9 protein-coding genes are annotated in these 14,898 nt (G+C 43.7%); 3 read left to right on the top strand and 6 right to left on the bottom strand.

The window, feature by feature from the left end; genetic code table 11:
* Positions 1-133: 133 nt before the first annotated feature.
* Positions 134-2,389 carry an acyl-CoA dehydrogenase gene (locus PATL_RS08625; RefSeq protein ID WP_011574514.1) on the top strand — a complete coding sequence of 752 codons (2,256 nt, stop codon included), beginning with the start codon at positions 134-136 and terminating at the stop codon, positions 2,387-2,389.
* 104 nt (positions 2,390-2,493) lie between these two features.
* Here PATL_RS08625 and PATL_RS08620 read toward each other — a convergent pair whose 3' ends face one another.
* The 3 genes from PATL_RS08620 to PATL_RS08610 all read right to left on the bottom strand — a co-directional run bounded on the left by PATL_RS08620 (position 2,494) and on the right by PATL_RS08610 (position 6,110).
* Positions 2,494-3,816 carry an aminotransferase class V-fold PLP-dependent enzyme gene (locus PATL_RS08620; protein WP_011574513.1) on the bottom strand — a complete coding sequence of 441 codons (1,323 nt, stop codon included), beginning with the start codon at positions 3,814-3,816 and terminating at the stop codon, positions 2,494-2,496.
* A gap of 302 nt (positions 3,817-4,118) precedes the next feature.
* On the bottom strand, positions 4,119-5,294 hold the full coding sequence (locus tag PATL_RS08615; protein ID WP_011574512.1) for a mandelate racemase/muconate lactonizing enzyme family protein: 1,176 nt from the start codon (positions 5,292-5,294) through the stop codon (positions 4,119-4,121).
* A 48-nt stretch (positions 5,295-5,342) separates the two neighbouring features.
* Positions 5,343-6,110, bottom strand: coding sequence for a class II aldolase/adducin family protein (locus PATL_RS08610; protein ID WP_011574511.1), 768 nt, complete (start codon positions 6,108-6,110; stop codon positions 5,343-5,345).
* Between the two features lie 346 nt (positions 6,111-6,456).
* Between PATL_RS08610 and PATL_RS08605 the strand changes: the two genes are divergently transcribed.
* Positions 6,457-6,732, top strand: a complete 276-nt coding sequence (locus tag PATL_RS08605; RefSeq protein WP_011574510.1) for a peptidylprolyl isomerase — start codon at positions 6,457-6,459, stop codon at positions 6,730-6,732.
* Positions 6,733-6,740: 8 nt separating this feature from the next.
* Here PATL_RS08605 and PATL_RS08600 read toward each other — a convergent pair whose 3' ends face one another.
* Positions 6,741-7,568, bottom strand: a complete 828-nt coding sequence (locus PATL_RS08600) for a phytanoyl-CoA dioxygenase family protein (protein ID WP_011574509.1) — start codon at positions 7,566-7,568, stop codon at positions 6,741-6,743.
* A gap of 60 nt (positions 7,569-7,628) precedes the next feature.
* On the bottom strand, positions 7,629-9,311 hold the full coding sequence (locus tag PATL_RS08595) for a sensor domain-containing diguanylate cyclase (protein ID WP_011574508.1): 1,683 nt from the start codon (positions 9,309-9,311) through the stop codon (positions 7,629-7,631).
* 231 nt (positions 9,312-9,542) lie between these two features.
* Here PATL_RS08595 and PATL_RS08590 point away from each other — a divergent pair, with 231 nt between their 5' ends.
* The gene (locus tag PATL_RS08590; RefSeq protein WP_011574507.1) at positions 9,543-10,163 is read left to right on the top strand and encodes a hypothetical protein; all 621 of its coding nucleotides are present in this window, start codon (positions 9,543-9,545) and stop codon (positions 10,161-10,163) included.
* Positions 10,164-10,285: 122 nt separating this feature from the next.
* On the opposite strand, the gene PATL_RS08585 is transcribed toward PATL_RS08590, so the two are convergent.
* Positions 10,286-14,860 (bottom strand): EAL domain-containing protein, encoded by a 4,575-nt coding sequence (locus tag PATL_RS08585; protein WP_011574506.1) that lies wholly within the window; start codon positions 14,858-14,860, stop codon positions 10,286-10,288.
* Between the last annotated feature and the right edge of the window lie 38 nt (positions 14,861-14,898).

Here is a 14,898-nt window from a genome sequence, read left to right as displayed (position 1 = left end):
GGAACTTTTGTGTAAAAAAGTTTACATGTCACTGAGCGTTCTAAGCACCTATATCCTGAAGATAAATTTGATCTATTTTAGAAATTGCGTAGTATTAATTACAACTGGTCAGATGAGCGGATGAGTAATTATCATGAGTATTAGAACAAACCTTAAAAAAGTATTACCTGCAATTTCTTTAACAGAGCAAGAAGCGTTAGACGCGGGTGATGTATGGATTGAATCATCCATCTATCGTGGTACGCCTGATATGCAAGCCTTGCGTGCCATTCCTAAAGCGACTTTGAGCGCAGATGAGCAAGCTTTCTTAGACGGTCCAGTACAAGAGCTATTGGAAATGGTTGATGATCACGAACTGCAAAACGGTCATCATTTACCGCAGAATGTGTTGGACTTTTTATCAGCAAATAAGTTTTTCGCTTTGATTATTCCCAAGAGATTTGGTGGATTAGAGTTTTCTCCTTATGCTAATTCAACCATAGTCGCGACAATTGCAGTAAAAAGCAGCGCGGTTGCGGTAACCGTCATGGTGCCTAACTCATTAGGACCGGGCGAATTGCTAATGCATTACGGTACTACAGAGCAACAAGACCACTGGTTGCCCAATTTAGCTGTAGGTAAAGACATTCCATGTTTTGCACTGACCAGCCCTGAGGCAGGCTCAGATGCGGGTGCTATCCCTGATACAGGGATTGTGACCAAAGAAATGTACGAGGGCAAAGAAGTAATTGGCTTATCGGTGACTTGGGATAAGCGTTACATCACGCTTGCGCCTATCGCTACGGTACTTGGATTAGCCTTTAAAGTATTCGACCCCGACCATTTATTGGGTGACAAAGTGGAGCTAGGCATCACGTGCGCGCTTATCCCTAAGTCACACCCTGGTGTTGAGCTAGGTAATCGTCACGATCCTATGGGTATTCGTTTCTATAACGGCACCACTCGCGGTAACAAAGTATTCATCCCAATGGACTTCATTATTGGGGGTCAGAAAAACATTGGTCGTGGATGGCAAATGCTTGTCAGTTGTTTGGGTGCGGGACGCGGTATCTCACTTCCTGCAATGGGTGTGGCATCAGCACAATCTGCTCTGAAGTCTACCGCAGAATATTCGTTTGTTCGTGAACAATTCGGCGTGCCAATTGGGCGTTTCGAAGGAATTCAGGAAAAACTTGCTGATATAGCGGGTAAAACGTTTGTTTTAGAAGCCATGCGTGTATTGACCACTGAAGGCCTGGGTTTAGGCCTTAAGCCTTCGGTTGTAACGGCAATGGCTAAATACCACATGACTGAATTAGGTCGTGATGTGTGTAACACCGCGATGGATATCCAAGCCGGTAAAGCGATTCAACGAGGGCCGCAAAATACCTTAGCGAATGGTTATGCAGCGCAACCCATTGCCATTACGGTTGAAGGTGCAAACATTTTAACCAGAAGCTTAATGATATTTGGTCAAGGCGCAATGCGCTGTCATCCCCATATGAAAGAAATGGTTGATCTCATTCACAGCGATGAAGCCTCAGCAGACAAAGAGTTTAATAAAGTGTTGGGTAAAACCATCAACTTCAGTGTTAAGAATTCGTTGCGCAGCTTCAGTAAAAGCTATTTAACCTTTACGCGCGGCGCGCAATCTAGCTTGCCTGAAGTGAAGCCATATGAAAAACGCATGAACGCTTTATCAGCCAAACTAGCACCTCTTGCTGATTTATCGCTACTTGTCCTTGGCGGTGATTTGAAGAAAGCCGAAATGCTATCGGCACGTTTGGGTGATGTGATGAGTTACTTATATGCCTCCATGGCGGTGGTTCGTTTTTACGAGCAACGGGTAACAAACCGAGTTGAAGCCAAGCCTTATTTCGAATACGCCATTCAGTGGTGTTTATTGCAGGGTGAGCAGGCTTTGAATGAATTCGTCAGTAACTTCCCGAACACAGCCACTCGTGGTTTGATGCGTGTATTAACTAACACTTATACGCGCTCAGTTCCGGCCATATCTGACAAACTAAAACGACAGCTTTCTGATGCCACTATGGCGCAAAGCTCGATCATGGCAGATTTAACCCACTTGGTTAAGGTTATTCCTGGTGATGGTAATCACATCAACCAAGAAGCATTTGCTGCAAAGCACGATGTCATGCCTATCCTTAAAGTTGTGCAAAAAGCACTCCGTAAGGATCCAGTGGTCCCGTTTGTTTCCTTTGAAAATGCAGTGACTAAGCTGCATGAAAACGGTGAACTAAGCGCAAACGAATACGCTCGCGTAATCGATTATAATAATAAGCGACAACTAGCCGTGCGTGTTGATGAGTACACCTTTGATATGGAACTGCTTGATGCAAATCAACAGCTCGTCAAAGGTGAACCAGAAGCGCACACAGACGCCGCGTAAAGCAGGCAAGGGAAGCGAAAAGGGGATGATATTTATATCATCCCCTTTTTTTTGCTTTTAGCCCGCAAAGGTTCTAGCGATCTTTACCCGCTCTATTTCTAGCGCTACGCCAGGGCACGAATTTCAGCCAGCGCCAATTCTATTTCCTGTTCGTTGTTCAGCAAGGATGGTGCGAAGCGCGCATAGCTTTGCCGATAAGGCGTACTACTCATAATAATACCTTTAGCATGCATCTTTTCTACTACGGCTTGCGGCGCTAGTCCCTTCACGTCGAAACACACTAGGCCAGATGAAAGTGCACTGTCATGGGGTGTATACAATGTCACATGCGACATTTCTGCTAACCCTTTCTTGGTTTGTGCATTAAGTTGATGAATGCGCTTTTGAACGTTCGCTTTGCCCAACTGAAGGTGTAATTTGAATGCTTCTGGCAAAGCCCAGCGATGCTCGAAGGAGTGAAAACCCCCAGGGGACATATGATCGCCAATCGGCACGTTATCTTGCGTCGTTGACCCTAGCCAAACATTGTAAGACTCACTGAAACTAGGAATAACCGGCTCGCTTTGAGCCCACGCCCGTTCATTTCCCCACACAACACCTGTGCCCCTTGGGCCAAATATCCATTTGTGAGTGCCAGCGACGAAAAAGTCACACCCTAACTGGCTAATATCTTGATCCTCAATACCAAACCCGTGAACGCCATCAATGCAAAACAGTATCTGTTGATCACCTTTACGCTGCTGATTAATCTTGATGATGGTATCAGCCATAGCCCGAATAGGCAGCTTTACACCAGTGGATGAATGCACCCACGTAGCCGCAACCACTTTTGTTCGCTGGCTAATAGCATCGCGCAATCGCTTTAACACCTGATCCACGTTGACTTGCGCTGGCTCGTCATACAGAGCGATGCGCTTAACCGTGGCCCCAGTGCGTTTAGCCCGGTGCACCAACGACATATCAGTGGAGTAATGGTCGTGCACGGTTTGCAGAATTTCGTCCCCTTGCTGCAATTTTAATCCACTATAAATCAAGCCTAACCCCATAGTGGTGCTGTCGGTTAACGCGATGTGTCGAGCTTCTCCTCCCATATAATCAGCCGCGGCTTGGGTTATTTCACCGTCAATAGTGAGAAAGTGCTCATGCCAGTAATCCGAAGGGTTCTCATCAAATGCTTGTCTGTGCTTTTCGATGGCTTGAGAAACAGGTGCGGGATGCGACGCTAACAAGAATGTTGATAGCTGAATGTAGTCCCGAGTCAATGGAAACAAATTACGCAACGCTTGCCAATCACTCGGTGCAGGAAAACTATTTGCGTTTGCTATCTTAGGTACTGCTTTTGGTCCTGCTTTTAATAAAGACGATATGCTCACCAAACCTGCTCCGGCGCCCAGCCCCAATGCATGTAAAAACTGACGTCTCAACATATAAATCCCCCTTTCTTATCTCGCCGCTCCTAAGGCTAAAAGAATACATTTACAACGCGTTAAGCCATGGAGTAATAGGCATAAGTGTAGGGGCAATGCTGAAACTTCGCCTTTTTAGAGCATCAATATAGTGCTTAAAAATACGTCAAAAAGATAAACAGAATGAAATGGGATTGGACAAAAAATAATGTCACAACAAGAAAAGATACGATCGGTAAAGCTGAAAAACGAGAATATTGAATCACTCAGCACTGTGCCCCTCGACTGGTGGCACAGTGCTCATGTTATTATGCTTGCAAGATTTATTTCACTTCCATATGCGGCGAGCGGTAAACAATCTCATCGTTGAGATCGATACCAATGCCTGGGGTTTCACTGACTTCGAAAAAGCCATTAACGGGCTGAGGGTCTTGAATACACAATTCGCGATTCCAGTCTTTAATGGCGTAAGTATGATGCTCGTGAATCAAAAAGTTAGGGATAGCAGTTTCTAAATGTAAGCTCGCCGCCGTCGCCACGGGGCCACCACACACATGGGCCTGGATGCGTACGTCATACACATCAGCGTAATCACAGACTTTTTTGGCTTCAGTGAAACCACCGCATAAGCCAATGTCGGGCTGCAATACGTCTAGGCTTTGATCTTCTAGATACGGTCTAACCCCCCAACGATTATATAAACGCTCACCACCAGCAATGGGCACATTCACGCGCTTGGCGACTTTATCGTGTAATTTAGAATTCAAGTAGTTCACTGGCTCTTCGTAATACAAACAACCAATGTCTTCGACCATTTCACCTAACTGAATGGCCGTGGCAACACCGGGTAAACTGTGGCATTCAAAAATAATATCTACGTCGTCACCTACCGCATCACGGATGGCTTGCAACCGCGCTCTGAACAAGCGCATTTCTGGCTGAGTAAACAACTTGGTGCGATCAAAGTGCCCTGCCCCGTTTTTATCGTAAACAATCGGGTCAACTTTAACAGCGTCATAGCCTTCAGCCACAGCTTTTTCAGCTGCGCGTCCGTAATCAACAGGGTCGTTCAAGCGGGTAACCTCTTTATCCCAATCGAATTGTAATTGGCTGGCATAAGTACGTAATTTTTCGTTGGTTTTACCACCCAATAATTGGTACAAAGGTACATTTAGCGCTCTGGCTTTAATGTCCCATAATGCCGTATCGATTGCGCTCATAGCCGCATAAAACACTGGGCCGCCACCTAGTCCCCAAAAACCTTCTCTGAGCATTTTGCTCCACAGCAGTTCGGTATTGACCGGATTGAAACCGATCAATAATGCTTCTGCAATTTCCTTAATCATATGCGCAGCAGCACTGTGTCCCCAGTCGTATGCAAGACCAGCCTCCCCTACGCCTGTTATCCCTTCATCTGTATGAATACGAATAAAAACGGGGTTCCACACTGTGCGTTTTGGGCACTCGATATCAAAAATTTCAACGCGGGTAATTTTCATTAATTCTATTCCTGAAAGTAATTATTCTTGTCTTTAACGTGTATTTTGTTATTCGCAAAAACTCGGATCGAGCTTGTAAGCTTTACGTAACATGGCTGGCCAGGCTTTTTGGCCGCCGGTTTGCCCACTGTGAACCACATTAGCTTGAGCATATATGCCATCGACTATGGCCTGTGGAATTTCAATAACCGATTGATTTGCTTGTAGTAAATCCATCTGAATCTCACATGCGCGCTGCAAATCATAAAAGCGCATAAAGGCATCCCCCACCGTTGGGCCCAATGTCAAACCGCCATGATTATGTAAAAGCATATGGTTGTTGTTAGCTAAATCATCTTGCAGGCGCCTTTTCTCATCGGCATTCACCGCCAGACCTTCATATTCGTGGTAGCTCATGGACGACAAGGAGAACATCGCGTATTGGCTCCATGGTTGCAAACCATCTTTTAGGCTGGCAACGCTGATCGTCGCTTTGGTATGCAAATGAATGACGCATTGCGCATCATGTCTTACTTCATGAATAGCGCTATGAATGGTAAAACCAGCAGGATTAATAGTATACGGCGAACCATCTAGGATATTGCCTTCTAAATCCACTTTCACTAGGTTCGAGGCGGTGACTTCTTCAAATGTTAACCCAAAAGGATTAATCAAATACTCATCTGTACCGGGAACACGCGCAGAAATATGGGTATAAATAAGGTCGCCCCAGCGAGCGTCTGCCACGAGTCTGTAACATGCAGCTAGATCAACGCGAGTTTGCCACTCAGCATCGGACACTTGCCCTTTTAAACTTCTATCTGATAACGCAAACACCTTATCTCCTTACTATTCAAATTAAGCGTCAAATCGCTCTAGCTATTGTTGTTTCGTTTTACTGCGCCCTGAAAATTAGCCTCGAAAGACCGGCGCGCATATTATCAACATAAGCTCTGTTTTCACTAAGCTCAGTACTGCTGTCATAAAACAACTATGATAACTGAGTGACAAACAATATCCGAGACCTATGGGAATTACCTTATGGTTTTTAAATATAGATATTTGCCTTTGCTGCTAACGTCAGTCCCGTGGCACAATAACAGTATTAATGTTTACAAGATTACGCGTCCATTTGAGCCCTGTAAAAAGCCAGTGGGTACGTTAACAAAACAGGTGAATTATCATGAAAGCAGGCGCATGCCATATCTTGGTCAAAACTGAAAAAGAAGCGCAACAATTGAAAGCGCAATTAGACAAAGGCGCGAACTTCCAACAACTCGCTAAAAAGCATTCACTGTGTCCATCAGGCAAAAAAGGGGGGGATTTAGGTGAGTTCAGCCCGGGCACTATGGTTAAAGCCTTTGACAGCGTAGTGTTTAAAAAAGAGATTTTGACCGTACATGGACCAGTCAAAACTCAATTTGGTTACCACCTAATCAAAACCCTCTATCGCGGTTAATAGAAGAACTACAGAAGACTGGGCGAGGCTTGTAACCAATTTAGCGGGTCATATTTTGTGGTAGCACACGTCATGTGCAGCGTAAAAGCATGGCGTGATTTCTCCGAGCGATTTGGCGCACTAAAATGCGGCAGTAACCCATCAAATACCACCAGCGAACCTTTCTTTACCTCTAAAGGTTTTGCATCTTCATCTTTTGGCCAAGGGGTGTCATCTAGCACTTTTAATTCTGTGCTGTCATCGGTAAAGCGCATAAATTGCTCGCGCAGAGGCGTATCACTGCCATCGGCCTTAACTTGTAAGCAGCCATTTTCAATTGTGGCATCTTCCACTGCAAACCAAAATGTCACTACGGACAAGGGGTCGCTTAAGAAATAGGTGCCGTCTTGATGCCAGCGGATCACTCCTCCTATCTTCGGCTGTTTAAAAATATACATAGATTGATGAATTTGCGGTTTGAATAACCCTACATCTCTTGCTAATTGTCTGATCCTAGGATCGTGGCTGAATGCTTTAAATACGGGGTTTAGCGTGTGCAGGGCATGGCCAATTTTGTTAATGCTTACTGCCTTAGCTTGCTTCAAGTCGCCTTTCTCGTCGAAGGCTTCCTCTTCAAAAAAACAGCGGATTTTATCGCCTGATTGTAAGAAGTAATCATCTCTTGATTTGCTCTGATCTTGGGTAGAAAAAACAGCACGAGTTGAATTAGGGTCGAACAACTCAACAATAGATTCAGCTTCACTTTTTAAAGAGGCCATTTCTGCCGTGGAAAAAAGCTGGTTTAATACGATATACCCTTGGGCTCGAAATTCATTTTTCTGATCGACAGACAGCATAGAGACCTCACACTTTGTATCAAAATTTCTTGCAAAACAGTATATTATCTTGCGTTCAAGTCAAGAGCAGGTCTTGTCTTGATTCTCCCTTTTGCTCATATACATCGCTTGATCTGCTTTTTGCAGCATTTCACTAACGCTTATTTCGTTATCACTGAACACCACACACCCCACACTGGCGGTGACTCGGATCTGCGCGCTGTCGGTACTGATATTAATATTCTTTAAGCGTTTCGTAACACGTTCTCTTAATATTTCTGATTGACGTTCATCCTCAAATTGAGCAAGAGCGACAAATTCATCACCGCCTAGACGGCCAACTGCATCTTGATCTCGCATTTGTTTACGAATGATTTTAGCCATAATTCGCAGTACTTGGTCTCCTGCTTTATGACCAAAATTGTCATTAATCTCTTTGAAGTAATCTAAATCGATGTACAACAAACATAATATTCCCTGCTGCGTGTTGTGGTTTTTTACGATTTTTTCTGCGGCTTCTTCCCAGCCTCTTCGATTAAAAATTTCACATAGCGGATCCGTCATGGCTTGGGCTTGAGCCAAAATCTTCTCTTGGTTGATGCGCTTTATTCGTTCTGAGGTAGCGATAGCAAGAAGAAAACTCTCAATGGCAAATGAAAACAACAGGCCATAACGCTGTAAAAACGGACTTTGATCACCCAAAAATATCCGGAAAACCATCGCACAACACACAGTCAATGAAGCGAGCAGTACAAGGCGAGCGGTGTGTACTCGAACGTAGGAGGCATATGCAATTAATCCAAACGTACACATCAATACGGCCATGGTGGTTCTTGCCATAATGATGGCAAGTAATGTAAACCATTCCCCTCTAGGTAAAAAACACAGCACAATTGAGACACCCAACACGAAAACAGCAGGATACATCACGACATAGCGAGTGAATCGCGACCAACGTCGCTGTAAGCCCAATAAGGTTACAACGAAAATCGTGCCGGTAAATACCGTTAAGCCAGCGAATAAAAGGTTTAACCTTATGTTGTTGGTTAGGTTTGCATCAAAGAATAGGTTTATGTTCCCTTCCTGTAACAAGAAAAAAATGCCCGCACAGAGAACGTAGTAACAATAAAAGTGGAAGCGCTTATCTTTAAGGCTTCTCCCCATCACATACAAATAAAAAACCAGTGTAATGCACAGCCCATAAAACAGGCCCAATAACAAGTTATGTTGTTGCCCCGCTAATGCGTAATCTGGCCAGGTTTTGCGAACGAGTGTTAGGCTAAAGTCCCGCTCGGCGTCTAGTACTAAACTTGCGTTGTACTGCCCCTGGGGTAAAACAAAAACCAGTTTATTAGCGGCAATTTTCTGCTGCTCTTCATGCTCAATATGCAAACTTGCTTTGCGTATAGCATTGTTGTTGATAATTAATACACTCTGTTCTTTGACGTGACACGCTACTGATAGGTGGTTAGTAAATTGTTTAACAGGCACTCTTTTGATTTGATTTAGCGTAAGGGAAAGGGGTGTATCATTCTGCTGTTCATGGAATACAAAGCAGGTGTCCTGTTCTTGTGCATAAAGACGATGACTGAATATACTGCATATCAATAGCGCCGCAGATAAATAACAGAAAGAACCAGTAGCAAACTGTCCTTTACTTCTGCCATTTACTAGTACACAGCTGAAAATAGGTTTAAGGATACGGCTACCCCAAAGATTTAGCGTCATGATTACAGACACGTGCACCGCATTAAAATACGTCATACCTAATGTATACACCTAAAAGTCAGATTCTTATGTGTTAAATAGCGCATCTAGGAAATTCTCATTTTGGCTAAATGTTAGCGAATTTGACTTACCCTCGGCACTGAAGTCTCATTCCACATGACTTAAAATTAAAAATACTCTTTACTAACAACAATTTAATTACTTGGCACAGGAACTGCCTTGCATTGCTCATTGAGAATTACGCCTAACAAATGATGAGAGATTACGATGAGTTTACCGATCATACTAGTTACAGTCATATTGGCTATTAGTCCAAGTATTGCACTGGCCAGTCAAAAAGAAGTTGAAGTTTTCTATTTTGAGAATATTGCGCAAATGCGATATGAAAGTAGCCCATCGGCACTGACTGAAGCCAAGAAGAAGCTAATGCGCCACTTACCCTACAGTAACGATGGCCTATCGACACCAGAGGTTGAAAACCTAAGCCTTATTGGTAACGACGTTAAAAGAAGCTTTCCTATGCAAATGATGTCAGATATTCGCACTGTTCGTACAGATGTTGAATTACCCGAGAGTAGCGTTGTGTTGGGTTCGATTAACACAAACGATGGCAACATAGTGTTAAACGGCGTAACCGTATTTGGTCACATTAAGTCCCTGCAAGGAGATATCAGTTTAACCGGTAATACCGTCGTTTTTGGTAACGTGTTTATTGGCCGGCAGATGTATCAGATTAATGGAAACGAGATGGGGCCGCCCTCTGTGTTTATTGGCGAAGATGTTCGCATAACAGGCAAGTTGATCGCACATCCTTTGGTACAGCTAGCGATTGAAAATGACCAAGCTAGCATAACCTACAATGGTGCGTCGTTGAGTTCATCTTTATAGCGGTTCTGCAAAGCGGCGCCTAGCAACTCTTAGCAACTAGTACTCTCATTCCGCCCCGTAGTACGTTGTATTAAGTTGTATTAAGTTGTATTAAGTTGTATTAAAAAAATGTCTATTCACCGTTAATAAACCAAAGGTTCATCTATTAATGCGAAGGTATCAGCCAAGGCAACAGGTCTCGAAAAGTAGAACCCTTGCAGAAATTGGCAATCGTGCTCTTTAAAAAACGCTACTTGCTCTTTAGTTTCTATCCCTTCTGCCACGCAATACATATCAAGGCTTTGTGCCATGCGTAAGATGGTTTCAATTAATGCCTCGTTATTCTTATTTATGCCTATGTCATCGACGAAACTTTTATCTACTTTAATCACACTTAACGGAAATTCTTTAAGGTATTTTAAAGACGAATATCCAGTACCGAAGTCATCTAGGGCAATACTGAAGCCGGCTTCCCGTAGGTGTTTCATATAGATAATTGCTTTCTGATAATCTTTCATCAGCGCGCTTTCGGTTATTTCAAATCTAACCATCTCTACCGGTAAGGCGTTCGATGCTAAAAAGGCGATCACATCCTTTATAGACTGAAGAGACTCAAAGTGACGTGCCGATAAATTAACGGATAAATACCCATCGAATCCATTAGCTTGCCAATGCTTAAACATGGGAAGCGCCCGTTCCATGGCTTGTAACGTCATGCTTTCAATCAAACCAAGCTCTTCCGCTACGGGGATAAAACGCCCGGGAGAAACTTTTCCAGTGTCGGTAAACCAGCGCATTAGTAATTCAAAGCCGGCAATTTTATTGCGGCTAATATCAATAATGGGTTGATAATAATTTTCAAGCTGTTGATGGCTATGGGCGTACTTGAGGTCACTTTCTAACGCCAACCTTTGCTGGGCGAGGACGTTCATTTTGGCAGTGAAAAATTGAAAGTGACTGCGGCCATTTTCCTTCGCGTGATACATCGCAATATCCGCATTTTGCAAGAGCTCTTGTGCATCTTGCGCATCATCGGGATAGAGCGCGATACCAATACTCGAAGATACGCTCACTAGATGGTTTTCCAGCTGAACCGGGGTATCGATGATTTCAATAATTTGGCTAGCCAAGTGTGTGAGGTCATCAATGGTATGCACATTTTCAATCAGTACCACAAATTCGTCGCCGCCCAATCTGGCAATGGTGTCCTCTTTGCGTAACAGATTGAGTAAGCGGGCGGAAATTTCTTGTAGCAGTGTATCCCCTGCGTTATGTCCCAGACTGTCGTTTACTTGTTTGAATTTATCCAGATCAATAAAAAACAAACCTAACGTGCTTGCTGAACGCTGAGCTTGATAAATCGCATGATCAACACGGTCAAGCAATAGCGCTCTGTTGGGTAAACCAGTAAGTGCATCAAAATTTGCCAGTTTTATTAATGCTTGCTGAGCTTTCTTATGTTCGCTGATATCACTTAAAATAATCAGATAGGAGTCAATATCCGTGACATCGTTGATACAGGCGACGGCTTTGATGTATACCAATACATCTCGTACTTCCTCATTTTGTAACATGATTTGGTCTTCACCGCGCCAATCTTCACTTGCTTCTAAACTTTCGAGTTTGCTCCAGAAGCTTAACAATCCGGCTTGTTGATCGTCATATACAAGCTTGAGTTGCGAGGCAATGTCCTGTTGCTCATCAATATTAAATGTGTTGCAAAAAGCTTGGTTTGCCGCCATTGGTACTGTGTGACGGTTGCACACTAACACCCAGTCGCGCGTGTGCTTGTATGCTTCACCAAACAGACGCAAATCTTCTTGCTCTGCAATGCTGTCCGTAATGTTGGTATAGGTCCCTACAACGCGCTGGTTGTGCTCGCTTGCAACTCCCCCTGTCACATTGCCTACATCACGAAACCACAACCAATGCCCGTTGTGGGAGCGCATTCTGTAAGTCACATCAAACACACGATCTTCTTGCTCTAAAAAGCTGTGCCAGCGCGCTAAATACATCTCTTTGTCACGATTATGAATAAGGGATAAGTGCTCTTCTCGTGAGACTGCGCCAGTCTTATTCTCGTAACCTAGCTCATCGTGGAAGCGAGAGGCTTGGACCGTGTCACTCTTTTCATCCCACTCCCAAACGTCACTGTTGCTTGCTTGTAGAGCAAGTGTCAGTCGGCCCTTACTTTGGACGGCTTCTTTATGCGCACTTAGCAACCTTTGAGCCTGCAAACTGCGCATTTTCCAAAAAATATAAGCAATTAGGCCGATCAGTAGAGCGTAATTTAGATAGGCTAAAGGTGAGTTCCAAGGCGCATAATCTACCTTTATTTTGATTTGTGCACTGGGACTTTCCTTGCCGCCAGACATACCAATGGCAGAAACACTGAAAACATATGATCCCGGTTCAAGTTTGGGAAAATACACCTGAGGATCGGGTGTACTTGGATAGGTTATGTCTTGTGTCCCACTAAGCCGATATTGATACCGTGTGCTATGTAAGTTAGCAAATTCCAACGTTGAGAATCTAATTCGCAACCCCACATCATCGTAAGCCATGTGTACTTCACTATCTGCTAAATCTATAAGTTTCGATGAGTAAGGCGAGGCTGAAACTTTTATGCCGGTAATTTTGGGCTTTTGCGACGTTTTCTGGCTGTTTGGCAATGTCCCAGGAGTAAACATCACTAGGCCTTTGGGCGAACCGAATACCAGTTTGCCATTAACAAGTTTTATATTGGCTCCCTGATTGAATTCTTCATTGGCTAAACCGTGAGCGTGGCCGTAGCGTTGCAGTGTCATGAATTTGGGATCGAATTTAAGTAACCCGTTGTGAGAGCTTATCCAGATGGCGTTTTCACCATCTGATTGCAAGCTATAAATATTATTCGACGGCAGTAGATTCTCTTTATTAAAGAAATACCTTTGTTCAAAGGTGACACCATCAAGCCCGACTAAGCCATAGCCTGGGTAGCTAACCCACAAAATATTTTGCTTATCCAGAACCCAGCTATCTGGCCATAAGTTAGCACTTAATTGCTTGTCCAGTTGATGAACAGGCGTTAATTGCTTTAGGTTGATGTCCCACTGAAACATGCCACCTAAGGTACTCAATAGAAGACTATTAGGAGCGCCTGGAAGCGGAGGCATAATGCCTCGCAGTAACTTTGTGGTAGCAAGTGCATTAAGCTCTTTGAGTGCATTGATGTCCTTTGTTTGCAGATTGTAGTAGTAAACACCTTGTTCATATACTAAAAATAAATCGCCGTCTTTCGTTGCGATAGCGCTTTGAATATATTCGTTGAGAATGCGCTCATCGGCTGTTTTTTTGACCTGTATCGTTTCGAGCTTTCTTGATTGAATATGAAAACGGCGTACCCCCTCTCCTGTAAGCAACCATAAGTACCCAGGCTCGGCTGGTAAAATCTGATGAATACTTGATTCTGAATACTGTGCTAGCTCATTAGATGAAACTAAAAAGGTCTCAACAGTTGCCGTTTCAAAATCATAGTAGTTTAGCCCATTGTCGGTCCCTATCCAGTACCCGCTAGGGTCGACTTGCATTAAGGCCCATATATTATTATCGCTCAACGTTTTAGCAAATCGCCCACCGTTGAGATTGAGTAAATTTTGAAAGGATTGCGAAGTACTAACCCAATGCAAAACCCCATCTGAGCGGGTGCCTAGCCATAAATTGCTACTGTCATCGAATGCAATATCGTAAACAACGTCTTGTGACAGTAATAACCTACTGTCTGTGGGTAAAAGTAAATGCTGGGCTTGTCCGGATTGGGCGTCATAAGTGAAAACCCCCTGATCCGTCGGTAGGTAAAAAAGTGAATCATTCGAGGTGCGAATACGCCAAATGTTGCGACTTGCAATTAATGTAGCGAGTGGGTCAGGTGCAATATCCTGGGTAACATAATCAGATATCTGCGCTAAAGAGACACTGTATAACCCCTTTACCGTCCCTATCATCAATGTATCACGACTTTTATCTACGAAAAGAGACTTGACATCTTTTTGCCCTTCATTGCTAAATTCTGCAAATAAAAAGCCTAAATCGAAGCTTTCCTTAAGCTGAGGGGAATATACGAACAAGCGCTCATTGGTGCCAAAAAATAATAAATCGTTATGCCAAACCAAGGTGCGGATATAATAGCCTTTTTCTATCTTATTCGTGGCCATAGAAAAAATGCTTTTTAGAGTATTTGTGTGCGGCTCGTATCGCAGAATTTCCTCATCTGATGCGAGCCAAACTGCGCCGCCGTTATCTTCAGCGATGGCATTAAAACTCTGTTGCCAATCAGCTATGACTTGGGATTTTCGCTTGTCGATTAACCTTGCTTCGCCGCTTGATAAGTTGATCTTGAAAATACCCGCGCTAAATGTCGCGACCCATAAATTGCCTTGTCTATCTTGCATCAGGTCATTTATCGTTTTTGCGCCTAGGGCGACGTTACTCGGTTCGACGACGTCGACTTGATAACCATCGTAACGGTTCAATCCTGTGTCTGTGCCTAGCCACAAGAAACCTTGATCATCTGTGTGCATCACGTTGATCGTGTCTTGACTCAAGCCATTTTCAGTCGTTAATTGAGAGAAAACTGGGGACTTTAATATTGCATGTGAAACATCTGGGACCGCCAGCGCCTTCAAAGAATAAAGCAATATCCACAACCATCCCATCAAACAACAATATTTACCAAACATGCGACTCCGTCTTTCAACCTGCTCGTTACCCCCTCTAT

The organism is Paraglaciecola sp. T6c (assembly GCF_000014225.1).
Classification (GTDB): Bacteria; Pseudomonadota; Gammaproteobacteria; order Enterobacterales; family Alteromonadaceae; genus Paraglaciecola; species Paraglaciecola atlantica_A.
This window is presented reverse-complemented; position numbering and strand designations above follow the sequence as displayed.

Excerpts from the sequence above, each read along its gene's own strand:
- PATL_RS08625 (WP_011574514.1), top strand. The coding sequence starts at position 134 with ATGAGTATTAGAACAAACCTTAAAAAAGTATTACCTGCAATTTCTTTA.
- PATL_RS08620 (WP_011574513.1), bottom strand. The coding sequence starts at position 3,816 with ATGTTGAGACGTCAGTTTTTACATGCATTGGGGCTGGGCGCCGGAGCA.
- PATL_RS08615 (WP_011574512.1), bottom strand. The coding sequence starts at position 5,294 with ATGAAAATTACCCGCGTTGAAATTTTTGATATCGAGTGCCCAAAACGC.
- PATL_RS08605 (WP_011574510.1), top strand. The coding sequence starts at position 6,457 with ATGAAAGCAGGCGCATGCCATATCTTGGTCAAAACTGAAAAAGAAGCG.
- PATL_RS08600 (WP_011574509.1), bottom strand. The coding sequence starts at position 7,568 with ATGCTGTCTGTCGATCAGAAAAATGAATTTCGAGCCCAAGGGTATATC.
- PATL_RS08595 (WP_011574508.1), bottom strand. The coding sequence starts at position 9,311 with ATGACGTATTTTAATGCGGTGCACGTGTCTGTAATCATGACGCTAAAT.
- PATL_RS08590 (WP_011574507.1), top strand. The coding sequence starts at position 9,543 with ATGAGTTTACCGATCATACTAGTTACAGTCATATTGGCTATTAGTCCA.
- PATL_RS08585 (WP_011574506.1), bottom strand. The coding sequence starts at position 14,860 with ATGTTTGGTAAATATTGTTGTTTGATGGGATGGTTGTGGATATTGCTT.